Consider the following 24,487-nt stretch of genomic DNA (forward strand, 5'->3'; position numbering starts at 1 on the left):
GCGCGATACCTCGCAGCCCTGTGCGTGCTTCTTGCAGGCTGCACCAAACCCGCCCCGCAACTGCCCGCGGATTTCGATCCGGGTTTTGCGTTCTTCCTGCCAAACCAACCGTCACAATAACCCCACGCAAAAAGTCCTTGGGCGATCGCCCATACACAGACAGGCATCTGGCAAAGTAATCTGGCGCGTGGTCAGCGCGGCGCCCCTAACCTTTTTCGGCTTTCTTGGTCCACCGGCCGCCCTCTTGCGCCCAGTATTGCGCGGTACAACCGGCATCTGTCAGCGCTTTCCATTGGCCCCGGGCCCGTTCCAAAGCGGTTCCATCATGGCCGTCAAACAAAATACAGGTCCGCGCAAGTGCGCCAACTTCCTCTGCCGTCACCGGCGCGCCGCCCACACTCATGATGCAGGAAAACCCATCACTGGGCACATCACCCAACAGCACGGGCTGGTCCGCATCATGCGGCCCACCTGCCAGACCATGCGGCAGAAACCCATCATCCGGCCCGGCCCATAACACATCGTCGAGGCGCGCAAGCAGGCTTTGATCCTCGGCCCGCACCAGGACACGCCAGCCCTGCTTGCGTGCCTTGCCGATCAGCATGGGCAATGTGGCCTCAAGCGGGCTGTCGGTCAGGTGATAGAAAAAGGCAGCGCCCATCTAGCCCTCGTATTTGTCCGCGATCAGCCGGTTCAGGGCCATCACCCCCCAGCCCGTTGCGCCAGCCGGGGCAAGTGCGGTTTCCGACCCGACGCTGGCCACACCAGCGATGTCCAGATGGCACCACGGCACATCGTCATTGACAAACCGGCCCAGGAACTGTGCCGCCGTGATTGAACCTGCGTTCCGCCCGCCAACATTCTTGATATCGGCAATCTTTGATTTGATCAGCGCATCATAGGCCGGGCTCATCGGTAGCCGCCAGGCGCCTTCGCCCTCGGCTTTGGCGGCTTTCAGGAAGGCGTCGCTCAACGCATCCGAGTTTGAGAAAACGCCCGCATTCTCATGACCCAAAGCGACAAGGATGGCCCCCGTCAACGTGGCCAGATTGATCATGCCCACCGGTTTGAACCGGTCCTGCGCGTACCACAGCACATCGGCCAAAACCAAGCGCCCTTCGGCATCCGTATTGATGATTTCGACGGTGTCGCCCTTCATGGATTTGACCACGTCGCCGGGCCGTGTCGCATTGCCCGAGGGCATATTCTCGACCAGCCCCACAAGGCCCACCACATTGGCCTTGGCCTTGCGCATCGCCAAGGTGCGCATCACGCCGGCCACAACGCCTGCACCCCCCATATCCATGGTCATCTTTTCCATGCCGGCGGCGGGTTTGATGCTGATCCCACCGGTGTCAAAAACCACGCCCTTGCCGATCAGGGCAAAGGGCTTTTCATCCCCGCCCCCGTTCCAGGACATGACCACCACCTTGGACGGGCTGTCAGACCCCTGCCCGACGCTCAGCAGCGTGCGCATGCCAAGCTTGGTCAGTTCCTCTTCATCCAGGATTTCGACATCGAGGCCCAGTTCCTGCATCGCGGCCAGCCGGGCGGCAAAGTCATCCGTGGTCAGGATATTGGCCGGTTCATTTGTCAGATCGCGGGTAAAAAACACCCCCTCGGCGACGGCAGCCAGCGGTGCAGCCGCTTTTGCGAACTCTTCGGGTTTTGATACCATGAAGCTGACCGCGCCCTTGGCTTTGGGGGGCGCTGTCTTGTGGGCGTCAAACCGGTACGCCCGCATAGCCAGACCAAAGGCCACCTCTTCGGCCCGGTTGATGTTCCCCGCGAGGACAAGCATGTCCATCTCGCCGTATTTCTTGGCCAGTTGTGCGCCTGCCTTGCGCGCCTCGTCCACGGATGGGCGACGGGCCAGTTTCACCACCAACACGGCCGTCGCCGCAAGACCTGCCGGATAGTCCAACGCATGCACATCACCCGGCCCCATTGCTGCAAAGACGTCGCCGTCAACGAACCGGGCGAGCGCCTTGCGCGACAGGCTGTTGACCTTGCGCGCACCGGCATCAAGCTTCTTTTCCGCATCCACAAAAACCACGACCTGCCCGGCACTTTCGGCAACACGGTCCAGATCAACATCCTTGAATTGAATTTCGGTCGGGGTGGTCATGCGCGTTCCTTATCTGTTGATGGTGATATCCCCTAGGTAGCCCGCAGACCGGGCAATGACCAGATAGCGGTTCAATCCGCATCCTGCATCCGCTAGTAATCTGGTCAGGCAGCCAACAAAGGACGCAGCATTGGGACGATTTGACAGATATATGCTGTCACAACTGATGACGCTTTTTGGCTTCTTCAGTCTGGTGCTGGTGCTGATCTACTGGATCAACAGGGCGGTCATCCTGTTTGATCAACTGATCGCTGACGGGCAATCGGCCAGTGTTTTTCTGGAGTTCACCGCACTTTCACTGCCCGCCGTGATCCGGCTGGCCCTGCCTTTGGCCGCCTTTGCGGCGGGCGTTTATGTGGCAAACCGGATGAGTACGGAATCAGAACTGGTCGTCGTTCAGGCCACCGGGTATTCGTCGTTCCGGCTGGCCCGCCCGGTTTTCTACTTTGGCCTGATCGTCGCCCTGATCATGTCGATCCTGATGCATTTTCTGGTCCCGATCAGCAGCGCCCGACTGGTCGAGCGGCAGGCCGACATTACCCAGAACGCAACCGCACGCCTGCTGACCCCGGGTGAGTTCATCGAACCCATGGCAGGGATTACCTTTTATATCCGCGAAATCACCCCCGCGGGCGAGTTATTGGATATCTTTCTGGCAGATACACGCGACCCCGAAGAACAGATCACCTATACCGCATCGCAGGCATTTCTGGTCCGCGACGCAGGTGAGACCCAGCTGGTGATGATCGACGGCATGGCACAAACCCTACGGACGGTGGATCAGCGGCTGTTCACCACCTCGTTTGACGATTTTGCATATAATATCAGCAACCTGATCACCCGTGCGACCCGTCGGGGGCGCGGCACGTCAGAACTGTCGACATGGGAATTGCTGACCGCCTCACCTGAATTGCAGGCTGAAACCCGGCAAAGTGCAGCCCGGCTGATTTCACGCGGGCATGACCGGTTCAGCCAATCCATCCTTGGCACGGTAGCCGCCCTTTTGGGGTTCTCGACCTTGCTGGTGGGCGGGTTCAGCCGGTTTGGGGTCTGGCGTCAGATCGTGGCTGCGATCTTTCTAATTGTCGTGGTCAAAGCGGTTGAAACGGTTGGGCTGAATGCTGCGCGCAGCAACGAAAACCTGTGGTTTGCGACCTATCTTCCAAATGTGGCGGGTTTCTTCATCATCTGGTGTCTGCTGTTTGCGGCCAGCCGCCCCTACCTGTTCAAACGACGACTGAAGGATATCCCGGCCTCATGATCCTTCACCGCTATTTTGCCCGCCGTTTCCTGATGACTTTTCTGGGGGTCTTTGCGGTCTTTTTCCTGATCATGACCTTCCTTGATCTGGTCGAGCAGTTGCGCCGCTATGCCCGGGCCGAGGCCGGGTTTTTCGACATCTTCGTGCTGACCCTGCTGAACGTGCCACAAGCCCTGCACCGGATCATGCCCTTGATCATGATCCTGTCGGCCATCGCGCTGTTTCTCAGCCTCGCGCGCTCTTCTGAGATGGTTGTCACCCGTGCAGCCGGACGCTCGGCGGTGCGGGCGTTGATGGCCCCGCTGGCAGTGGCGCTGGCCATCGGTCTGCTGGCGGTGGGTGTTCTGAACCCGATCGTGGCCAGCACCTCGAAAGAGTTCGAAAGCCGCAGCAACGCGCTGCGCGGCAAGGAATCTGTGTTGTCCATCGGATCATCCGGCCTGTGGCTGCGCCAAGGCGGCGCGGATGGCCAGACCGTGATCAGGGCGCAAAGCGCCAATCTGGACGGGACCATCCTGAACAACGTGACCTTTATCCGGTTTGACCCCGCAGGCGGTCCGGCGCAGCGGGTCGATGCCGACCGCGCGACGCTTGCAACCGGGGCCTGGCAATTGCGCCAGGCCAAAAGCTGGGTGCTGACCGGCAATGAAACACCCGAAGCCGGGGCAACACGGCATGGCACGCTTGATATCCCCTCCAGCCTGACGCCTGACCAAATTCGCGACAGTTTTGGCACCCCCTCATCCATCCCGATCTGGGAGTTGCCCGCATTCATAGACAGGCTGCGCACCGCAGGCTTTTCAGCGCAGCGCCACCTTGTCTGGTTTCATACCGAATTGGCCCTGCCCGCCTTTCTGGTGTCGATGGTCATGATCGGTGCCAGCTTTACCGTGCGCCATCAACGCGGCGGACGTACCGGCCTGATGGTGATGTTCGCCATCCTTCTGGCCTTTGTGATCTATTTCATCCGGAACTTTGCGCAGGTGCTGGGCGAGAATGGACAACTGCCCGCTATATTGGCCGCCTGGGCACCGCCGCTTGCGGCAATCGCCCTGTCGCTTGGCTTTCTGCTGCATAACGAGGACGGCTGATGCGCATTCTGGCCCTTCTGCTTTTCTGGCTTTTGCCGGGGATCGCCGCCGCGCAAGGCGCCGCGACACTTGTCGCCGACAGCGTGGCACTGAACGGGCAGGATCAACTGATCGCGCAGGGCAATGTCGAAGTTCTCTATCAAGGCACCCGCCTGCAAGCCACGGCGATCACCTATGATCAACCCACAGACCGGCTGACGATCAGTGGGCCTATTGTGATCCGGACACCGGATGGCACGATCCTGACGGCAGCGCAGGCCGATCTGGACCCGCAGTTACAAAACGGCATGCTGCAAAGCGCGCGCCTCGTGCTGGACCAGCAGCTGCAGATCGCGGCCAATCAGATCGACCGGGCCAATGGGCGCTACCTGCAGCTTTACAAGACGACCGCCAGTTCCTGTCAGATCTGTGGCGACCGCCCGCCCTTGTGGGAAATCCGGGCAGAGCGGGTGATCCACGACCAGCTTGAAAAGCAACTCTATTTCGAGAATGCGTTTTTTCGTATTCGCGGGGTGCCGATCTTCTGGCTGCCACGCATGCGTTTGCCAGATCCGACCCTGACCCGGGCAACCGGCTTTCTGATCCCTGAACAGCGCAACACCAACCAATTAGGCTTTGGGATCAAGGTGCCTTACTTCATCACGCTTGGCGATCATCGCGACGTGACATTGACCCCTTATCTGTCATCAGAAACACGCACCCTGGAACTGATCTACCGCCAGGCCTTTGTCACCGGCACATTGCGGGCCGAAGGGGCAATCAGCGACGACAGTCTGCAGGATGGCAGCCGGTCTTACCTTTTTGCAGAGGGCCGCTTTCGGCTGCCACGCCAGACCCAGCTGCGATTTGATATCGAAGCCGTCAGCGACCCGGCTTACCTGCTGGATTATGGCTATTCCGGAAAGGACAGGCTGGACAGCGCCATTGATCTGCTCCGGGTCAGCGACACCGCGTTGTTCAACGCCAACCTGACCTATTATCAGACCCTGCGGGCCGACGAATCCAATGCCTCTCTGCCACCGATTGTGGCAGAGTTGCGCTATGAAAAACGGTTGCAGCCCGAATTCGGCGGCACGCTGACCTTGGAGGCGAGCGTCGATACGGCCTACCGGTATAGCGACGATGACGGTGATCGGGGGCGCGATGTCACGCGCGCTGGCGGGCGCGTGAACTGGCGTGACGACTGGCTGGTCGGGGCAGGTTTTGTTGCCGAGCTGCAAGGCCAACTGCGCGGCGATCTCTACCATGTGCAGGATGACAGCAGCTTTGTCGAAAGTGAGCTGCGGGTCGTTCCCAGCGTATCCGCCACCCTGCGATGGCCATGGGCCATGACAACGGCAAGCGGCACAAGTCACGTGATCGAACCCACAGTTTTCGCCGCATGGTCAGACAGGTTCGGCGGCACCTCACCGAACGAGGACAGCACACGCAACGAATTTGACCGCGCCAATCTGTTTGCGCTGTCGCGCTTTGCGGGCGATGACGCGGTCGAGACCGGCCGGCAGGTCGCTGCCGGGCTACGCTGGACGCGGTTTGGGGCCGGTGGCATCACATCAACGCTGACCTTCGGTCGGATTGCCAAATCGCAGGCTGATCCCGAATTCACACCCTCATCCGGTCTGCGCGGCACCGCATCCAATTGGCTGGTGTCCAGCCAGATATCCGCGCCCGGCGGGTTCATTCTGGACACACGCGCCCTGTTCGACGATCAGGCCGAGGTGAACCGCGCCGCCGGTATCGTGGCCTGGCAAAACCGCGAAATCTCGCTCTCTGCGGCCTATATCTGGCAGGCGGCTGACCCAGAGGAAAATCGCAACGACACGGTCTCGGAATGGACGATTGATGCGGGCTTCAAGCTGAATGAAACCTGGTCGGTGGAAATGGACGCCCGTTATGATATTGCAGCCGACAGACCGGTGCGCGGCGGCATCGGCATTCAATGGCGCAACGAATGCGTGACCATCGACGTTTCGGCCTCGCGCCGCTACACGTCTTCGCCTAATGTGGCGCCAACAACGACATACGGGCTGAGCGGATCACTCAGCGGTTTCTCTGCTGGTCGTTCCGGCGGTGGCCCCGCAGCCCGATGCGCACAATAACTGATTGAGGACACGATGATCCACATTCGCAATCTGCTGACCCTCGCATTCGCGCTGATCTTGACGGTCAGCCTTGCCAGCACGGGGCAGGCACAGGGACAGTTTTCGCCTGTCATTACCGTCAATGACCGGGCCATCACCGGTTTTGAATTGGCACAGCGTAAACGGCTGTTGGAATTCTTCCGCACCGCCGGTGATCTGGACGAACAGGCCCGCAACGGACTGATCGAAGACCGGCTGAAAGCGCAGGAGCTCGAACGCGCCGGGCTGCGTCTGACTGATGAGGCGCTGACCGCGGCGATGGAAGAATTTGCAGGTCGGGCCAATATGGACCTGGCCCAGTTCACCCGGGTACTGTCGCAAAACGGGATCGACATCAGCACTTTAGAGGATTTCGTCCGGATCGGGACAAGCTGGCGGGACTATATTCGCAGCCGCTATAGCCGGCAGGTCACCATCAGTGACACGGATGTGGAACGCGCCATTGCCCGGCGTGGCAGCAGCACCACGGAAATTCAGGTCCTGCTGAATGAAATCATCATTGCCGCGCCGCCCAACCTTGCCGCCCGCGCGGCCGGTGCTGCAGATCGCATATCGCGCCTGCGCTCGTTCTCTGCGTTCGAGGCCGCCGCCCGCGAGGTGTCTGCCCTGCCCACCCGCGACTCCGGTGGCCGCTTGCCCTGGCTGCCAATCACCAACTACCCGGCACAGCTGCGCGGCGTGATCCTTGACCTGCGGCCCGGCGAAGTGACCCAGCCGATCAACATTCCCAACGGGATCGCCCTGTTCCAGATGCGCGGCGTCCGCGAGGTTGCACGGTCAGTCGCGGCCCCCAGCAGCATCGACTATGCCATTTACAACATCCCCGGCGGCCGGACCGAGGCCGCATTGCAGCAGGCCGCGCGGATCGCCCGCGATGTCGACACTTGCGACGATCTTTATGGTATCGCCCAAGGCCAACCCGCCGAAGTGCTGGAACGGCTGCAGGAAAGCCCGTCAGATATTCCAAACGATATCGCGCTTGAACTGGCCCGCCTTGATCCGGGCGAGGTCTCATACAATGTGGCGCGCAATGGCGGGCAGACCCTGGCATTTGTGATGCTGTGCAGCCGCAATACGACCTCAGCCGAGGATGCAGATCCCGAGGCCGTTAGAAACCAGATCCGCGGTCAACGGCTTGCCGGGCTTGCTGATGCCTTGCTGGAAGACCTGCGCGCAGCCGCGATCATCCGGACCCAATGAAACCGGTCGCAATCAGTTGCGGGGAACCGGCAGGCGTCGGCCCCGAAATTGCGGTTGCGGCATGGCGCGCCCTGAAAGACGAAATGCCGATGGTCTGGATCGGTGACCCGAACCATCTGCCCCGGGGTACACAAGTCAATGTGATTACAGACACCGCCACCTTGTCCCCGGACCGGTTCAACGTGATGGCCCGCGACTTCGGCCCCCCGGTGCGCCCGGGCGACCCCGTGGCAGCCCACGCCCATGGGGTCATCGCCGCGATCACCGACGGGGTCGACATGGTGCAAAAGGGCGCGGCAAGCGCCCTTTGTACTGCGCCCATCCACAAGGCCGCGCTGATTGACGGGGCCGATTTTGCCTATCCGGGGCACACGGAATTTCTGGCCGCATTGGCGCATGTAGACCGGGTTGTGATGATGCTGGCATGCGCCGCACTGCGGGTGGTGCCAGCCACCATTCACATTCCGCTGGCCGATGTGCCCCGCGCACTGACCGCCAGCCTGTTGACCGATACGATCCTGATCACCCACGCGGCCCTGCGCAAGGATTTCGGCATTGACGCCCCCCGCATCGCCATCGCGGGGCTTAATCCGCATGCAGGCGAAGACGGCAAGATCGGGCAAGAGGAAATCGACATGATCCGGCCCGTCATGACCGCCCTGCGCGCGCAGGGCTTTGACCTGATTGGCCCCGGATCCGCCGATACAATGTTTCATGCCAAGGCGCGTGCGGGCTATGACGCGGCCATCTGCATGTATCACGATCAGGCCCTGATCCCGATCAAGACCATTGATTTTGCTGGCGGGGTCAATGTGACGTTGGGATTGCCCTTTATCCGCACCTCACCCGATCACGGCACCGCCTTTGATATCGCCGGCAAGGGCATCGCCGATCCGACCTCTATGATTGCGGCCCTGCGGATGGCCGCGCAAATGGCACGGCAACGCGGATGAGCGGGATAGACACCCTGCCCCCGCTGCGCGAGGTTATCGCCACGTATCAGCTTGCGGCGAAAAAATCGCTAGGCCAGAACTTCCTGCTGGACCTGAACCTGACAGCCAAGATTGCCCGGCTGGCCGGTGACCTGACGCAGGCGGATATCCTTGAAATCGGGCCGGGTCCGGGCGGGTTGACGCGCGGGTTGCTGGCCGAGGGGGCGCGGCAGGTCCTTGCCATCGAAAAGGATCCGCGCTGCATGCCCGCGCTGGCGGAAATCGCTGATCACTATCCGGGACGTCTGACCTGTATCAACGGCGATGCCTTGACGGTGGATCCGTTGGTGCATCTGCGCGCGCCGATCAAGGTGGCGGCAAACCTGCCCTACAATGTCGGTACGGAACTTCTGGTCCGCTGGCTGACCCCGCCCACATGGCCGCCTTTCTGGCAAAGCCTGACATTGATGTTTCAACGCGAGGTCGCACAACGGATCACCGCCGAACCCGGCAGCAAGGCCTATGGCCGGCTGGCTGTGCTGGCACAATGGCGATCCACGCCCCAGATCGTGATGGAGCTTCCGCCCGAAGCATTCAGCCCCCCACCCAAGGTCAATTCAGCAGTTGTTCACCTGACAGCACTGCCGGAACCGCGTTTTCCGGCCGATCCGGCGGTTCTGAACAAGGTTGTTGCAGCAGCGTTCAATCAACGGCGGAAAATGCTGCGATCTGCACTGAAAGCAGTCAGCCCCGTGATCGAGGATCATCTGATCGCGGCGGGGATCAAGCCAACGGAACGGGCAGAGCAAGTGCCGCTGGAAGGGTTCTGCGCATTGGCGCGTAGTCTGGCCTCAGCCTAGGGTCAGCCCGGATTGTCTTGGTGATGTCGGTGTTACTCGGCCGCCTCGGGTGCGGCATCGCCGCCGGTGGGTGGCGTATTGCCGTCATCCCGTGGCTGCTTGGGCTTGCGAGGTGCGCGTGGCTTGCGCGGGCGTTTGGGCTTTTCCTCGGGCGTTTCAACCAGACCGGCATCCTTGTCAGCTGATGCATCAATCACGGTTGCATCGGCATGTTGCTGGGGGTCGGGCTGGTCCATGCTCGCGGGGTCCTGCTGGGCGGCAGCCTCCTGCGCTTTGAGGCGCTCATTACGTTCACGATCACGTTCAGCTTGCCGTTCGCGGTTCTGTGCTTCCTGTTCCTCGCGGCGGGCGTCAACCTCGCGCTGTGCCTCGGCCAGCAGGCGGGTGTAATGTTCGGCATGCTGCGCGAAGTTCTCGGCATCCACCCTGTCGCCTGACAGGACTGCATCACGATGCAGCTGGTTGTATTTCTCGATAATCTGTTGCGGGGTGCCACGCACCTTGCCGTCAGGACCCTGGCTGTCAAAAACCCGGTTGATGATGTTGCCACCCGACGGGCGGTTATTGCGGTTCTTGTTCCGCGACCGTGACTTCGATGATCTCATAGATGTGCTTTCAAGCCTTTGGCTGTCGTTGCGGTGGCCATGTCACGCGATCTGCGCGTTGAAAATATGGAGCCTTGCAATGTTTTGGCGACTGATCGGAGAGAAGACTAATCGCAGCCCTCTGTCCATCCGATGCCATTGAATAAGCATGTGCGGCTGCGCAAGACAAGTCTAAACTGTCTAAAATACGCGATTGGGGCGGTTATCCCCTGTTTTGGTCGGCATTTTCCGGCCATTGGCCACATACAACCCGGTCACGACCATCAAGATCCGGATGCACCTTTACCCGTTCAAAACCGGCCTTGCTCATCATATGCGTGACTGCTGCGGCCTGTGTCGGCCCGATCTCGACCATCAGCTGCCCGCCGGCGCGCAGATGCGTTGGCGCCCCCGCGACTATCTTGCGATATGCCGTCAGGCCGTCCGCCTCATCGGTCAGTGCGATGCGCGGTTCATAGAGCCGGACATCAGGCTGCAGCCCGTCCATTTCGTCGGCTGCGATATAAGGCGGGTTCGCGACGATCAGGTCAAATGCGCCCTCCACGCGCGCATACCAATCCGACACCCGGAACGCGGCACGGGCGGCCACATCATGCGCCGCCGCATTGCGGGCTGCCACGCGCAGCGCAGCTTGTGATATATCCGTTCCTACGCCGGTCGCTGTCGGCCGCGCGGCCAGAAGGGTCACAAGAATGGCCCCCGACCCCGTGCCAAGATCCAGTACATCCCCGAACCTCGCTGAAAGGGCCACCTGAACAAGCATTTCTGTTTCCGGTCGCGGATCAAGCACATCTTCATTCACAAAAAACCAGCGATCGTAGAAGTCGCGCCCACCGACCAGATGTGATACCGGGCGGCCCTTGGACCGATCATCAACTTTGGCAAAAAATGCTTTTTCTTCAGCGGCATCCAATGCGTTGTTCAGGCAAAGCGTGATGCGGTCCGGGCGGGTATTCAATGCCGCGGCCATCAAACGGCGCGCGTCACGTGGCCCATCCGGAATATCCGCAGCGGCAAGGACCTTATTTGCAGCACGCAACGACTGCTGAACTGTCGTCACGCGCCCATCTCGGCCAGCAATGTCGCCTGCGCATCCGCCTGCAACGCGCTCACAATCTCGTCGAGATCACCCTGCATCACCTGCCCCAGCGAATAGAGCGTCAGATTGATCCGGTGATCCGTCATCCGGCCCTGGGGAAAATTGTAGGTTCTGATCCGTTCAGAGCGATCCCCCGACCCTACCTGGCTTTTGCGGTCAGCAGAGCGTTCGTTGTCGACGCGCTGCCGTTCAAGATCAAACAGCCGGGTTTTTAGCACCTGCATCGCAATCTCGCGGTTGCGGTGCTGCGATTTCTCCGAACTGACCACGATGATCCCGGTGGGTTCATGCAGGATACGCACGGCGGAATCCGTCGTGTTCACGTGCTGCCCGCCCGAGCCAGAGGCGCGCATCGTATCAATGCGAATATCAGCGGGATTAATCTCGATATCCACGTCTTCGGCTTCGGGCAACACGGCGACCGTCGCGGCAGAGGTATGGATGCGCCCGCCGCTTTCGGTTTCTGGCACGCGTTGCACACGGTGAACGCCGCTTTCATATTTCATTTTGGCAAAGACACCGTCGCCCGCGATGCGCGCCACAACCTCTTTGATGCCGCCAAGCTCTGTCTGGCTTTGTTCGAGTATTTCAAACCGCCAGCCCTGCCCTTCGGCATAGCGCTGATACATGCGCAGCAAATCACCGGCAAAAAGTGACGCCTCGTCACCGCCTGTCCCGGGGCGGATTTCCAGCAAGGCCGGGCGCCCGTCTGCGGCATCCTTGGGCAGAAGCGCCAGTTGCACATCCTGTTCGGATGCCTCCAGCTGTGCCTTGAGTTCGGGCAATTCCGCCTCGGCCAGTTCCTTCATCTCGGGGTCCGACAGCATCGCTTCGGCATCGGCGATCTGTGCCACAAGCTCCTTATAGGCGGTCACCGTTTCGACCACCGGCCGAAGCTCGGCATATTCCTTGCCCAATGCGGCAATATCAGCCCCGGCAGAGCCATCGGCCATCTTCGCCTCCAGAAACTGGAAACGGTCTATCAGTTGTTCGATACGGTCAGCTGCAATCATACGCCCCGATTGGCCGATCACAGCGGCTCGGTCAAGGGGCCAAGCGTTTCCAGCCATCCGGCGACCCGCGCCCGGTTGACGCCCAGATCGCTTTGACCAAAGCGGAGCCGGCCGTAAATGATCAACAGGTCGTCCCGGACGCCGACGGTCGTGTAGTCGGGAAAGCCGATCACAGCCGACCGGGTCTGAAACGTCAGCAGGCCCTCGGCCACACTGCCCTTGATAAGTTTGGTGCGCGGGGTCGCCAATGCGCGGCGTTCCACGGCTGTAAGGGCGTCCTCGGCGCTGCTGGTCAGACGGCGGGCAGCCAGAAAGCTGCCGAGCCCCGAGACATCGCCGGGTGCCGCCACATCAGGCAGCACATGCCATTTGGCGGCCTGGGTCGGCACCAGACGCACATAGGCAATCAGCCCAAGCGCAAGAAGCAAAAGCACAGATAAGATACGCATGTTCCGATGTCCTGTGTTGATGATCTGCATCTAGGGTGTTGATCATGGCAGAACAGCCCTAACGGTACGGCACCCCGGGCAAAATCGACAACATTTCAAACATCAGGTTTGCGCCGGTCAGGGCCGTATTCCCCGATGGATCATAAGGGGGCGATACCTCGACCAGATCGCAGCCCACGATGTTCAGCCCCCGCAATCCGCGGATCAGCTCCATCGCTTGCGGGGTGGTCAGGCCGCCGATTTCCGGGGTTCCCGTGCCAGGGGCGTACGCAGGATCCAGACTGTCGATATCGTAGGTGATATAGCATGGCTGATCGCCGATCTGCGCCTTGATATCGGCCGCAAGCGGGGACAATGATTTATGCCAGAGGGCCGGTGCCAGATATTGGTTGAACCCCCAACCTGCCGCCTCGGTAAAGTCATCGGCGGTGTAGCCCGTCCCGCGCAGGCCGATCTGAAAGACCTTGTCAGCGGTGATAATACCTTCCTCATACGCCCGGCGAAAGACGGTGCCGTGGGTCTCGCGTTCGCCAAACATCTCGTCATTAACGTCCGCATGGGCATCGACATGCACCAGCGCGACAGGTCCGTGTTTTGCAGCCACCGCGCGCAAGACCGGCAAGGTCAGGGTATGATCCCCGCCCAGGGTCATCGGGATGAAATCATGCTTGAGGTGTGCGGCATAAGTATCTGTAATAATGCTGATACTGCTGGAAAGCGAAAACGTATTGATCGGTACGTCACCCAGATCGGCGCATTGCAACGCATCAAACGGGGCCGCCCCGGTCTGGATGTTATAGGGCCGGATCATCGCCGATTGCTCCCGCAGTTGCTTTGGGCCCATGCGGGTGCCAGACCGCCAGGATGTGCCGATATCCATCGGGATACCGATAAAGCCCACATTCAGCCCTTGGGCGGTGCTGGCCTCGGGCAGGCGCATAAAGGTTTGCGGGCCGGAAAACCGGGCCAGATCATTGCCGCTGATCGGTTGATTTGGCATCACTTATCCCTCTTGTTCCAAAGCGCCAGACAGCACAGTTCCATCGCGACATGCGCACCTGCAATGGCGGTCGCACCCGTTGTGTCATAGGGCGGCGAGACTTCGACGACGTCCCCGCCCACCATGTTGATGCCTGCGATGTCGCGCAGCATCGCAGCGGCCTGCCACGAGGCCAGACCACCCCAAACAGGTGTCCCCGTTCCGGGCGCAAAGGCGGGATCAAGCGCATCAATGTCAAAGGTCACGTAAGTCGGGTGATCACCGACCCGGGTCCTGATTTCCCGGGCCACCCAGGCGCTGCCTTTTTCATGGCATGTGCGGGCGTCGATATAGGGCATGCCCAGATAGTCATCGCATTCAGTTCGGATGCCGATTTGCACTGACCGGCTGACATCGACAAGACCAAGTTTGACGGCCTTGTACATCATCGTGCCATGGTCGATCCGGTCCATATCCTGATCGGGCCAAAGGTCGGAATGCGCATCAAATTGCACAACAGAAAGCGGCCCGTACCGGTCTGCATGGGCGCGCAGGATCGGCAGGGTGATAAAGTGATCACCCCCCAATGTGATCGTCCCGCAGCCCTGCGCAAGAATACCAGCGATATGCGCCTCAAGCAGCGCCGGCACGCCGCGCGTATCGGCATAGTCAAACGGCATGTCGCCATAATCCGCGATGGCAAAATCCCCCAGTGGATCAAACCCATCCCATCCATAAGGGGGATCAAAGGTCTGCAGGGTCGACGCCTCGCGGATCGCGCGGGGGCCAAACCGGGTGCCGGGCCGATGTGTGACCGCCTGATCAAACGGCACCCCGGTGACGGCCAGATCAAAGCCGCTCAAATCCTTGGTATATGTCCGGCGCATAAAGGACGTGGCCCCGCCAAAGGCATTTTCAAAGGACAATCCACGTTTGTCACTGCGGGTAAAGGCGGCATCAACCACCTCGCGCGCTTTGTCCAGGGTCATGTTCGGCCTCCTGCTATCTTGATGTTATGGCCCCGGATTACGCCAGCGGCAACGACCGCTCGACCAACCTTGCAAAGAACGAGGCCCCGGCGGGTGCGGTCTCATCGGCAAAATCATAGGCCGGATGGTGCAGGCCGGCGCTTTCACCATTGCCCACAAAAAGATAGGCGCCCGGGCGGGCCTGCAGCATGTAGGAAAAATCCTCTGCCCCCATTTCGCGTCCGGTATCGTCAACGACCTCTGCCGACACTTCGCGCGCAACCTCGGCGGCAAAGGTGGCCTTTTGCGGGTCGTTAATCGTTGCCGGATACCCCCTTTCGTAGACCAGTTCGGCCCTGACACCGTATGCGGCGGCCTGCCCGGCCACAATGTCATCAAGCCGGGACATGACCATGGCCTGAACCTCTGGCTTAAAGGTCCGCACCGTGCCATTCACATAGGCTTTGTCCGGAATGATATTGTCGGCTGATCCCGTGTGGATCTGGGTGACCGAGACCACCAGATCATCCTGCGCATAGTGATTGCGGCTGACAATTGTCTGAATGGCCGTGACCATACCGACCGCGGCGATGATCGGGTCAGCGGTTTCATGCGGCATCGCCCCGTGCCCGCCCTTGCCGGTGATATGAATGTCAAACGTATCAACCGCCGCCATGATCGGCCCGGGCGTGGTGTAGAAGGACCCAACTGGATGGTTGGGGGCGTTATGCAGGGCATATACCTCTGATATTTCAAACCGGTCCAGCACGCCTTCTTGCACCATGACCTCGGCGCCGCCTCCACCCTCCTCAGCCGGCTGAAAAATGAGCGCCACCCGTCCGGCGAAATTGCGGGTTTCGGCCAAATAGCGGGCCGCCCCCAATAACATGGTGGTATGCCCGTCATGCCCGCAGGCATGCATGCGATCCGGCACGGTAGATGCATATTCCAGCCCGGTGATCTCGGACATGGGCAGCGCATCCATATCTGCGCGCAATCCAATTGTCGGGCCAGTGCCCTGCCCGTTGATGATGGCCACAATGCCCGACGTGGCGATCCCTTCGTGGATTTCGTCCACGCCAAAGGCACGCAGCTTATCTGCAACAAAGGCGGCTGTTTCGTGACATTCAAACCGAAGTTCGGGACGTGCATGCAGATGGCGGCGCCATGCTGTCATGTCGTCCGAGAAGTCAGCGATCCGGTTAATTACAGGCATGGCAGGTCCATCATTGCAACGATCAGGCAGTGACAAAATCGGCGTCGATGATGTCGTATATCAGCATGACAACAGCCGGGCGCGACAGCAACCAAATTCACTGTCGGATCATTGTCATCAACATCGGCCGGACAACCAAGAAGTTGGCCTGCTTACACACCCTTGCGCGGTGGCCTTACCGACAAAAAATCAACCAAAAGATGCAATACAAGCACCTTGTTGAAGTCCGGAAAACACCACAATTGCCCTATCTACGCGGTGCAGACACACTCTCTCTCACATCAAGGGCACGACCATTATGAAAACAAGTCTTATTCTTGCGCTGACACTTAGCGCCGCTGCACCAACAACGGCACTGGCTGATTGGAATGGCTGGTATGCAGGTCTTTCGGCTGGATCAGTTTCCGACAACGAATTTGTCATCACATCCGGCACAACCGGCGCGCAGGCCGATCTGAACGACAGTTCCAACTTCGGCGGCTTCATCGGCCATCTGAACCAGTCAGGTTCCGCGGTATTTGGCGGTGAAATCGAAATCTCGACAATCGACGAACTGACAGGCAGCGACCCCGCTGCCCCGGTCACGGTTGAGCTTGATACATTGGTGATTGATGTAAAAGCCAAGGCAGGTTTTGCCGTCGACAACATTCTGGCATACGGCGTTTTGGGGATTTCGGCCTACAGTTTCGAAAACAGCCTGCTAGCGGATGATTTTCAACAGACTGGCCTCAGCTACGGCGCGGGCATCGACTTCAAGCTGAGCGACAGCTTTTTCATCGGTGCCGAATATCTGTCGCGTAATCCGTCCGGTATCACCCCGGTTGCAGGTACAAATCTGCAGGCAGAGCACGAGTCCTCGGTCAATTCGATCAGCATTCGCGCCGGTATGACCTTCTAATCAACTGACAAGACGCATGATCAGGCCGCGCCCACTTGGCGCGGCTTTTTTGTTTCGCTAGCGTGCCCGCAAACGCAAGCGAGGCATCATGGCTGACGATCCACTTATTCACGACCCCGATGGTGGCATGCCGCGCCTGCTGGAAATCATGCGCCGCCTGCGGGACCCTGACACGGGATGTCCGTGGGATATCGAACAGGATTTTGCATCCATCGCCCCCTACACGATCGAGGAAGCCTATGAGGTTGCCGATGCCATCGCCCGCAGCGACTGGACCGAGCTTGAGGGCGAGTTGGGGGACCTGCTGCTGCAGACGGTTTACCACACCCAAATGGGCGCCGAGGCGGGGCATTTCACCTTTGACACGGTCGTCCGCGCCATCAGCGACAAAATGGTGGCCCGCCATCCACATGTTTTTGGGGACGAATCCCGCGATAAATCCGCCGAACAACAGGTTGCGGATTGGGAAAAGATCAAGGCGGCCGAACGGGCGGGCAAAGCGCAGACCCGCACACTTGATGGGGTGGCCACGGGTCTTCCTGCGCTGACACGCGCGGTCAAACTGCAAAAGCGTGCGGCCCGGGTCGGGTTTGACTGGCCGGACACTGCCCATGTCATCGACAAGATCATTGAAGAGGCCGGTGAACTGGTCGAGGCCCGTGATCACCTGACCCAGGAAGCGGCGGAAGAAGAGTTCGGGGATCTGCTGTTTGTGGTCGCCAATCTTGCCCGCCATTTACAGATCGACCCCGAAACCGCATTGCGCGCCACAAATGCGAAATTCACCCGGCGTTTCGAAGCGGTCGAAGACGCCTTGGCCCGCGACGGCAAAACCCCGTCGCAAAGCGATCTGGCGGAAATGGACGCGCTTTGGGATCAGGTCAAAGCGGCCGAAAAAGCCGCATCCTGACGCCCCGCCCGCAAATTGCCCTTCTGCGAATTGATTTTTGATCACGAATGTTTGATGATCAAAGCACATGGATCAGGAGTGGGCACCATGACAAATATTCGAAAATTTATTGGAAAGACATGTATTATCAGCACAGCGTGGTTGGCATTTGCCAGCGCCGCATATGCGGAATGCAACAACGATCAAATCGTATTCGACCCGACAGATGAGGAAGAAGAAACCGATGAAGGGGGCGATCCAACGGCCCCCCTCCGTACGGGTCCCGGCGGTCTGGCGACGGATTGTTTTCAGGCCGGCCGGGCGGCTGGTATCCTGTCGCTGCAGCCGAACATTCTGGCGCGCCGGGCCGCGCAACCCAGCGGGATTGCAGTGACACAAGGCACCGAGGCCAACCCCTTGGATGGATATTCCGGACCGCTTTGGGTGGCGCTTAGCGGGCGGACATCCGAACTTGATAACGGCGATCTGGATATGGGGTCCGCCACAATCGGCAGCGACATCTTTCTTGGGGATGTCAATGTGGTTGGGGTCATGTTCCAAAGCGATTTCGCCTATCAGGACGGCCCGATTGACACCAGCTTTGACGGAACAGGCTATCTGATCGGTCTTTACGGTATTCATTTCGGCGCTGACCTGACGGTCGATGCGCGGATCATGGCGGGCCAGTCCAGCAATGACGTCACCGGCGGTGGCGACCGGGCAGATGACATCAGCGGGACACGCTGGATGGCCTCGACCCAGGTCTCAAGCGAGGCTGAGATCGCAGGCGGCACAACATTCATGCCCCATTTCGCATTGGGCTGGTTTGAAGAAACGATGGAGGAATACACGCTGGCAGGCTCGACCGTGACCGAGGAAACCGTGTCCTACGGTCAGGCCGATGTGGGCGGCACATTGCGCTATCCGCTGACCCTTGGCGGGGCTGATGGCAGTGTGACATTCGCCGTGGGCGGCATCTGGGGCTTTGGGGGCGCGTCCGAAAACGCCGTGCCATCCGATTTCCGCGGGCGCGTCGATCTCGGGGTAGAGCTTTTTCGGGCCAGCAGCTGGGCCGTCTCTGCAAAGGTTTTCGAGGACGGTTTGGGCATCGAGAATTACAGCGCCCAAGGGCTTGATCTGGGTATCACCCTCTGGTTCTGACCGCATATTCCAATTCGGGCCATCTTGGTGTTAGCTCCGCCTGATCAACAAGCGGAGCTGACATGAAAATCGAAAACGCAAAGGCAATTGTGACAGGTGGCGCATCCGGATTGGGTGCCGCAACCACCAAGGGACTGGTCGACGCCGGGGCCCTGGTGACGATATTTGACAGGGATCCGCGCGGGGCGGATTTTGCCGCCGAGATCGGCGCCTATTTCGCGCAAGTTGACGTGACGGATGAAGACAGCGTCAGCAAGGGTCTGGATCAGGCAATCGCTGCGATGGACGGGCTGAACACGGCGATCAATTGCGCCGGGATCGCCACAACGGAAAAAACGCTGGGGCGCGATGGGCCACATACCCAAGCCAGTTTCAAGCGCACAATCGACATCAACCTGAACGGCACATTTAACATCGCGCGTCTGGCTGCCGCTGCAATGAAGGATGGTGGCGTGATCATCAACACCGCATCGGTCGCAGCATTTGACGGGCAAAAGGGACAAGCCGCCTATGCGGCCTCAAAGGCCGGGATCGCAGGGCTGTCCTTGCCAATGGCGCGCGATTTGGCACGCAACGGCATTCGGGTCATGTCCATCGCACCGGGGATATTCCGGACCCCCATGCTGGAAGGTCTGGGCCAAGAGGTCATGGATGGTCTAGCGGCCGATGTCGTCTACCCCCAACGGCTGGGTGACCCCAGCGAGTTTGCCGCGCTGGCCCGGTTCATCGTGGAATGCGACTACCTGAACGGAACAACCATTCGACTGGATGGGGCGCTGAGGATGCCATAGATGTCAGACTGCGCTTTTACTTTGGTTTACACATTGATAGCAGCTTCGCGGGACGAAGGGTTAATCCGCTGGAGCGGCGCAAATGGCTGATTTTTCAGAACTCATCTACTTAATAAGCGACTTCGCAATTATTGACCACAGCAACAAGCACAGAAGTCCGATAACAGCGACTTGTGAAAGAAACCCTGACCAAGCGCCAATTTGAACGTAGGTTTCAATGAAATCGGGGTAGTCGAAGTATCTCCAAGGCCTTGACAGGACGAATGCAAGAACTCCTTGAAAAGAGGTAATGCCAATCAATGCAACATGCAAAACCCAAAAGAGGATTTTGGTCAGAGTCGGGTATAGCATCGCTCCAAAACGCGTTTGTATCCAAGTTATTGCACCGAAGACCGCCATCGCGATGCCAATGTTCCACAGGAAGTGGCCGCGGCTTACCACGTAGTAGGTGTCGTCATATGCGGGTCCTGCTTCTCGGACGTGACTCAGGGCAATTTGCATTTGCGCGAAGCTGACTGCGCCGAAAACTGCATAGACGGCTGCTACAGCAAAGAACAGCGCGGCTGGTTTCCAGCCGCGAATATTCGCCAGAAGCGGTGCGACGATCAAACATAGCAGACAGACGGCATAATAAATCAAACTAATCGCTCCGGAACTATTGTCGCATTTGCCACTGAACCAGACGTTGATCAACGCCGCAGAATCGGTGACTCCGGGGGCAATCCGGTCATCTAACGGTTAAACCGGCATTGACAGGTTTTCTAGCCGACGATGACGGCAATGCGGAACAAAGCAACCCTCGGACTTGCGGAAACGAAGGTCTGCTCCGATCTGAAGCGCCAACGGACGGTCGTAACACATCGGCAAACATCACTGCCGGTGTTTCGTGGCGCAAGGTATTTCACCGGTGCACATTAAGCGGCTTTCTCATCAAGACGAATGGTCCTTCCGGGTATGATTGCAATTCCACAAATTCATAGCCAAGAGCCGCATAAAACTCTCGCGCTGTTAGTGAGGAATGAAGCATCATTTCCGGGATTGCTCTCTGTCGCGCTTCTTCTTCAATTCTTGCAGTCAGCACTTTGCCTAACCCTTGCCCCTGAAACGCAGGGTCCACGAACAATGATCGCAGGTAGACACCTTTCAGCCCCACAGTTCCAACAAGATTGGCACCCTCAAAACACAAAAGAATATTCTCATTTTCGATTCTTTCGGTGAGCGGCTCCGGTGCAAAAATCGCGCACAGCATATCAATTGATTTTCGATCATAGTCCCTAGCATTTGAAACGCGGATTGTGCGCTGGATCAGCCCGCTGAGCGGAAACACATCGGCAACGGTAGCCTTTCGGAATTTGAGCGACTTCATCACGCCAACCCTATTCCGGGACATGCGACATCGACAAGCTGGCAATGACGGCGAAATGGCAGACGCCGTTGGACAGCTCTTTGTATTTTACAAAGGGGGCGGATTCATAAACTTCATGGCTTGTCCTGCCGGCTATCGGATCAGATGACGCCATCACGATTGCAGTCGTTCGTGCGCAGCGCAGCATTTGTCACATTGGGCTCGTAGCGGACATCTACAAAAACAGATAGCAGACGAAACCCGGGACGGCGGTGGCGTTTCTACCCTGCCGCCTTTTCTTCCAAGATCAACCACTCCTCCTCTGCATCGGAAAGCGTTTTTTGCCGCGCGAGGAGTGCATCCATCGCCTTTTGAAACTTCACCGGCTCTCGCGTGAACAGGTCTGGGTCGGCCATCAGTTCTTCCAGCTTGGCGATCTCGGAACTCAGCCGGTCAATAACCCCTGGCAGTTCGTCCAACCGGTGCTTTTCCGTAAACGACAACCCCACGGACGCCGCCTTCTTCTCGATCACTTTCTCTTTCTTGGCCAATGGCTTGCTGGCCACCTTGGCCTCTACGAAATCACCACCTCGCTGCGTGCGGTAGTCCGTCCAGCCGCCAGCATAGACAACGGCCTGCCCGTTGCCTTCCATCGCGATGGTCGTCGTCGCCACGCGGTCAAGAAAATCCCGGTCGTGACTGACAAGCAGGACCGTTCCGTCGTAGTCCCCCAGGATATCCTGCAACAGGTCAAGCGTTTCGATATCCAGATCATTGGTGGGTTCATCAAGGACAAGCAGGTTACTTTCCCGCGCCATCAATCGGGCCAGCAGCAGCCGTGCTTTTTCACCCCCCGACAGGGACCGGACCGGCGCGCGCGCCTGCGCTTCATCAAACAGGAACTCCTTCAGATACCCCACGACGTGCCGTGGCGCGCCGCGTACCATGACCTGATCTGACTTGCCCGAAACGCCCAGTTCAGGATCGTTGGCAAGGTTCTCCCATAGGGACATGTCGGGGTTCAGCGCCGCGCGGGTCTGATCGAAAACCGCGATATCAAGGTTGGTCCCCAGCTTGACTGACCCCTCATCAGGTTCAACTTGGCCCAGCAACATCTTGATCAGTGTCGTTTTTCCGACCCCGTTTGGGCCGACAAACGCAATCCGGTCGCCACGTTGGACGGTCAGATCAAAGCCTTTCACGATGGATTTGCCATCAAAGGATTTTGACAGGCCGAACGCCTCCATCACCTTCTTGCCGGATGCAGCACCACCGTCAAATGACAGCGCTGCGGTTCCCTGCCGCTTGATCTGGCTTGCCCGCTCGGCCCGCAGATCCTGCAGGGCGCGCACGCGTCCCTGATTACGCTTGCGGCGGGCCGAGATGCCTTCCACCGCCCAGCGGGCCTCGGCCTTGATCTTGCGGTTCAGCTTGTGGCGTTGCTGGTCTTCTTCTTCCCAGATCTTGTCGCGCCATTCCTCGAACCGATCAAATCCCTGCTCGGCCCGGCGGACCTGGCCCCGGTCGATCCACAGGGTTGCGCGGGTCAGCGCGCGCAGGAAAGCCCTGTCATGGCTGATCAGAACAAAGGCAGCGCGGGTTTGTTTCAGCTCGGCCTCAAGCCAGGCAATCGCCTCGATATCCAGATGGTTCGTTGGCTCGTCCAGCAGCATCAATTCCGGGGCCTCGGCCATCAGCTTGGCCAGCGCCGCGCGGCGCCTTTCGCCCCCGGACGCAGTGGCGACATCCCCCGCCGGGTCAAATTTCAGGCCCTCGGCCACCATCTCGACCTTATAGGCCTCTTCGGGCGGCAATCCGCTGGCAGCATAATCGCCCAGCGTCGGGCATCCTTGCATGGACGGCTCTTGCTCCATGTAGCCGGCGGTCACGCCAGGGGACAGAACGCGTGTGCCGCTATCCGCCTCGACCAGCCCTGCCATGACTTTCATCAAGGTGGATTTACCCGATCCGTTCCGCCCGACCAGCGCCACACGATCCGCAGGCTGAACAACCAGTGACAGATCCTGAAAGACCGGATCACCCCCGAATGTCAGGGCGATATCAGCGATTTGAAGAAGAGGTGCACGTGCCATGCGCGCCTGCTACGGCAGCGCGAGCGCCTGCGCAAGGGTCCGTAGCGCCCGCGCCCGGGCCGGCGGGACCGCATCCACATCCAGACAGGTAAAGACATGCATTGTCTTCATCCGGGGATCCGTCACCAGATGGTCGCCAACCCACCCCCCCATCGCCAGATAGCTGCGCATCAGGGGGGGCAGCGGATGCGTCCCTGTGACCGGCACATCCGACAGTTTCGTCACATTGCTGGATTTGATGCCCGGCAGATATTCGCGCGGCCCCAAATGGTTGCGGATCAGACATTGCATTGCCTGCCCGTAACGGGCCGGGTCCGTGCCTGTCAGGCTGGTACAGCCGAACAACATCCCCACATTGCCCGCATCGACCAGCCGCGCAAGCGCCGCCCAGGCCGTCCGCGAGACATCGGCATGCATGACATCGGGTGCCACGCAAAAACGCCCGATTTCGATCATTGGCCGGGTCATCTGGGCAAAGCCGGACAGATCATAATGCTGCCCCGCATACCCGGCAGCCGCCTGCGCGCCATTTGCCGCCTCAAAAAGACGCAACGTCGCGACCAGATGACCTGCCACATCCGTGACCATCAGATGCCGGCAATCTACGTCAAACTTGTCAGCATCCCGCCCCGGATGGCCAAAGAAACACAGGTGCCGCAACTGCTGACAGGCCAGCAAATCGGCCTCAGAGGTGGCAAAGCGCGCCCGGTAGCATGCTTGCTGCAACGGAATTGTCATCAAACCCCACCTTGGCGAACCACGACATGCGCCCTAGATTTCATCTTAATGAAAAAGGGATACGCATAGATGGATAAGATCGTCAAATCAGACGCCGAATGGCGCGCGCAGCTTTCTGACCTTGCCTATAAGGTCACCCGCAAACATGGCACCGAAAGGGCCGGCACGCACGAGGATTTTCCAAACGAACCGGGCACATATATGTGCGTCTGCTGCGGCGCACCGGTCTTTGATCAGGCGCATAAATTCGAAAGTGGCACGGGCTGGCCGTCATTCTATCAACCCGTCGACCCCGAGATGGTCGGCGAGAGCGTTGATCGCAGCTTTTTCATGAAACGGACCGAGGTTCATTGCAACCGGTGCGAGGCGCATCTGGGCCACGTCTTTCCAGACGGCCCACAGCCGACCGGCCTGCGATACTGCATCAACGGCGTGGCCTTGCAATTCGAACCCGAAGAGTAGTCGCCAACGTGGCGCATCATGTGCCCGCATCCTGACAGCTCTGGCCCTGCGTCTGTCACGCGGGGCCAAAACTGCTGGCCCTGTCCCGTCACATCGCTGTGAGAATGGAATGCCGCTGCGTCATTCTGGTTGCGCATTATTCTACCTATCGGTAGGTAGAATATGTTG

The 24,487-nt window shown here is 59.4% G+C and carries 24 protein-coding genes; 11 read left to right on the forward strand and 13 right to left on the reverse strand.

Annotated elements, in window-relative coordinates:
* Nucleotides 1-205: 205 nt before the first annotated feature.
* Both AABB31_RS04855 and AABB31_RS04860 read right to left on the reverse strand, forming a co-directional pair.
* Nucleotides 206-661 carry a DNA polymerase III subunit chi gene (locus tag AABB31_RS04855; RefSeq protein WP_342075575.1) on the reverse strand — a complete coding sequence of 152 codons (456 nt, stop codon included), beginning with the start codon at nt 659-661 and terminating at the stop codon, nt 206-208.
* On the reverse strand, nt 662-2,128 hold the full coding sequence (locus AABB31_RS04860) for a leucyl aminopeptidase (protein WP_373635480.1): 1,467 nt from the start codon (nt 2,126-2,128) through the stop codon (nt 662-664).
* A 151-nt stretch (nt 2,129-2,279) separates the two neighbouring features.
* Between AABB31_RS04860 and lptF the strand changes: the two genes are divergently transcribed.
* The 6 genes from lptF to rsmA are packed head-to-tail and all read left to right on the forward strand — an operon-like array spanning nt 2,280 to nt 9,613.
* A complete protein-coding gene (lptF, locus tag AABB31_RS04865; RefSeq protein ID WP_342075574.1) occupies nt 2,280-3,389 on the forward strand; it encodes an LPS export ABC transporter permease LptF in 1,110 nt (369 codons plus the stop codon).
* A complete protein-coding gene (lptG, locus tag AABB31_RS04870; protein WP_373635481.1) occupies nt 3,386-4,480 on the forward strand; it encodes an LPS export ABC transporter permease LptG in 1,095 nt (364 codons plus the stop codon). Before lptF ends, lptG begins: the two co-directional genes overlap by 4 nt.
* Nucleotides 4,480-6,579, forward strand: a complete 2,100-nt coding sequence (locus AABB31_RS04875; protein ID WP_373635482.1) for an LPS-assembly protein LptD — start codon at nt 4,480-4,482, stop codon at nt 6,577-6,579. Before lptG ends, AABB31_RS04875 begins: the two co-directional genes overlap by 1 nt.
* A 15-nt stretch (nt 6,580-6,594) precedes the next feature.
* On the forward strand, nt 6,595-7,821 hold the full coding sequence (locus AABB31_RS04880) for a peptidylprolyl isomerase (protein ID WP_342075570.1): 1,227 nt from the start codon (nt 6,595-6,597) through the stop codon (nt 7,819-7,821).
* Nucleotides 7,818-8,774 carry a 4-hydroxythreonine-4-phosphate dehydrogenase PdxA gene (gene pdxA, locus AABB31_RS04885; protein WP_373635483.1) on the forward strand — a complete coding sequence of 319 codons (957 nt, stop codon included), beginning with the start codon at nt 7,818-7,820 and terminating at the stop codon, nt 8,772-8,774. Before AABB31_RS04880 ends, pdxA begins: the two co-directional genes overlap by 4 nt.
* Complete coding sequence (gene rsmA, locus AABB31_RS04890; RefSeq protein WP_342075569.1) at nt 8,771-9,613, forward strand: 16S rRNA (adenine(1518)-N(6)/adenine(1519)-N(6))-dimethyltransferase RsmA; 843 nt, start codon at nt 8,771-8,773, stop codon at nt 9,611-9,613. The genes pdxA and rsmA overlap by 4 nt, the downstream gene beginning before the upstream one ends.
* A gap of 32 nt (nt 9,614-9,645) precedes the next feature.
* On the opposite strand, the gene AABB31_RS04895 is transcribed toward rsmA, so the two are convergent.
* The 7 genes from AABB31_RS04895 to AABB31_RS04925 form a co-directional block, all read right to left on the reverse strand.
* Nucleotides 9,646-10,218, reverse strand: a complete 573-nt coding sequence (locus AABB31_RS04895; protein ID WP_342075568.1) for a DUF4167 domain-containing protein — start codon at nt 10,216-10,218, stop codon at nt 9,646-9,648.
* A gap of 202 nt (nt 10,219-10,420) precedes the next feature.
* Complete coding sequence (gene prmC, locus AABB31_RS04900; RefSeq protein WP_373635484.1) at nt 10,421-11,278, reverse strand: peptide chain release factor N(5)-glutamine methyltransferase; 858 nt, start codon at nt 11,276-11,278, stop codon at nt 10,421-10,423.
* Entirely contained in the window at nt 11,275-12,330 is a 1,056-nt protein-coding gene (gene prfA / locus AABB31_RS04905; RefSeq protein WP_342075565.1) for a peptide chain release factor 1, read from the reverse strand. The genes prmC and prfA overlap by 4 nt, the downstream gene beginning before the upstream one ends.
* A gap of 17 nt (nt 12,331-12,347) precedes the next feature.
* A complete protein-coding gene (locus AABB31_RS04910) occupies nt 12,348-12,779 on the reverse strand; it encodes a DUF1499 domain-containing protein (RefSeq protein ID WP_342075564.1) in 432 nt (143 codons plus the stop codon).
* A gap of 58 nt (nt 12,780-12,837) precedes the next feature.
* Nucleotides 12,838-13,779, reverse strand: coding sequence for an agmatinase (gene speB / locus AABB31_RS04915; RefSeq protein WP_373635485.1), 942 nt, complete (start codon nt 13,777-13,779; stop codon nt 12,838-12,840).
* Nucleotides 13,779-14,747 (reverse strand): agmatinase, encoded by a 969-nt coding sequence (gene speB, locus AABB31_RS04920; protein WP_342075563.1) that lies wholly within the window; start codon nt 14,745-14,747, stop codon nt 13,779-13,781. The genes speB (AABB31_RS04915) and speB (AABB31_RS04920) overlap by 1 nt, the downstream gene beginning before the upstream one ends.
* 37 nt (nt 14,748-14,784) lie before the next feature.
* Complete coding sequence (locus tag AABB31_RS04925) at nt 14,785-15,942, reverse strand: M20 aminoacylase family protein (RefSeq protein WP_373635486.1); 1,158 nt, start codon at nt 15,940-15,942, stop codon at nt 14,785-14,787.
* 298 nt (nt 15,943-16,240) lie between these two features.
* Here AABB31_RS04925 and AABB31_RS04930 point away from each other — a divergent pair, with 298 nt between their 5' ends.
* The 4 genes from AABB31_RS04930 (at nt 16,241) to AABB31_RS04945 (ending at nt 19,681) form a co-directional block, all read left to right on the forward strand.
* The gene (locus AABB31_RS04930) at nt 16,241-16,840 is read left to right on the forward strand and encodes an outer membrane beta-barrel protein (protein ID WP_342075562.1); all 600 of its coding nucleotides are present in this window, start codon (nt 16,241-16,243) and stop codon (nt 16,838-16,840) included.
* Nucleotides 16,841-16,928: 88 nt separating this feature from the next.
* Entirely contained in the window at nt 16,929-17,750 is an 822-nt protein-coding gene (gene mazG / locus AABB31_RS04935) for a nucleoside triphosphate pyrophosphohydrolase (RefSeq protein ID WP_342075561.1), read from the forward strand.
* Between the two features lie 87 nt (nt 17,751-17,837).
* Nucleotides 17,838-18,890: an autotransporter outer membrane beta-barrel domain-containing protein gene (locus AABB31_RS04940; RefSeq protein WP_373635487.1), complete on the forward strand. Its 1,053-nt coding sequence runs from the start codon at nt 17,838-17,840 to the stop codon at nt 18,888-18,890.
* Nucleotides 18,891-18,952: 62 nt separating this feature from the next.
* Nucleotides 18,953-19,681, forward strand: coding sequence for an SDR family NAD(P)-dependent oxidoreductase (locus AABB31_RS04945; RefSeq protein WP_342075559.1), 729 nt, complete (start codon nt 18,953-18,955; stop codon nt 19,679-19,681).
* A gap of 105 nt (nt 19,682-19,786) precedes the next feature.
* On the opposite strand, the gene AABB31_RS04950 is transcribed toward AABB31_RS04945, so the two are convergent.
* The 4 genes from AABB31_RS04950 to AABB31_RS04965 all read right to left on the reverse strand — a co-directional run bounded on the left by AABB31_RS04950 (nt 19,787) and on the right by AABB31_RS04965 (nt 23,857).
* Complete coding sequence (locus tag AABB31_RS04950) at nt 19,787-20,374, reverse strand: cbb3-type cytochrome c oxidase subunit I (RefSeq protein ID WP_342075558.1); 588 nt, start codon at nt 20,372-20,374, stop codon at nt 19,787-19,789.
* Between the two features lie 208 nt (nt 20,375-20,582).
* Nucleotides 20,583-21,047: a GNAT family N-acetyltransferase gene (locus AABB31_RS04955; RefSeq protein WP_342075557.1), complete on the reverse strand. Its 465-nt coding sequence runs from the start codon at nt 21,045-21,047 to the stop codon at nt 20,583-20,585.
* Nucleotides 21,048-21,307: 260 nt separating this feature from the next.
* Nucleotides 21,308-23,119, reverse strand: a complete 1,812-nt coding sequence (locus tag AABB31_RS04960; RefSeq protein WP_373635488.1) for an ABC-F family ATP-binding cassette domain-containing protein — start codon at nt 23,117-23,119, stop codon at nt 21,308-21,310.
* Between the two features lie 9 nt (nt 23,120-23,128).
* Nucleotides 23,129-23,857: a GNAT family N-acetyltransferase gene (locus AABB31_RS04965; RefSeq protein WP_373635489.1), complete on the reverse strand. Its 729-nt coding sequence runs from the start codon at nt 23,855-23,857 to the stop codon at nt 23,129-23,131.
* Between the two features lie 69 nt (nt 23,858-23,926).
* Between AABB31_RS04965 and msrB the strand changes: the two genes are divergently transcribed.
* Nucleotides 23,927-24,319, forward strand: coding sequence for a peptide-methionine (R)-S-oxide reductase MsrB (gene msrB, locus AABB31_RS04970; protein WP_342075555.1), 393 nt, complete (start codon nt 23,927-23,929; stop codon nt 24,317-24,319).
* Nucleotides 24,320-24,487 lie beyond the last annotated feature (168 nt).

It is taken from the genome of Yoonia sp. SS1-5 (assembly GCF_038443705.2).
Classification (GTDB): domain Bacteria; phylum Pseudomonadota; class Alphaproteobacteria; order Rhodobacterales; family Rhodobacteraceae; genus Yoonia; species Yoonia rhodophyticola.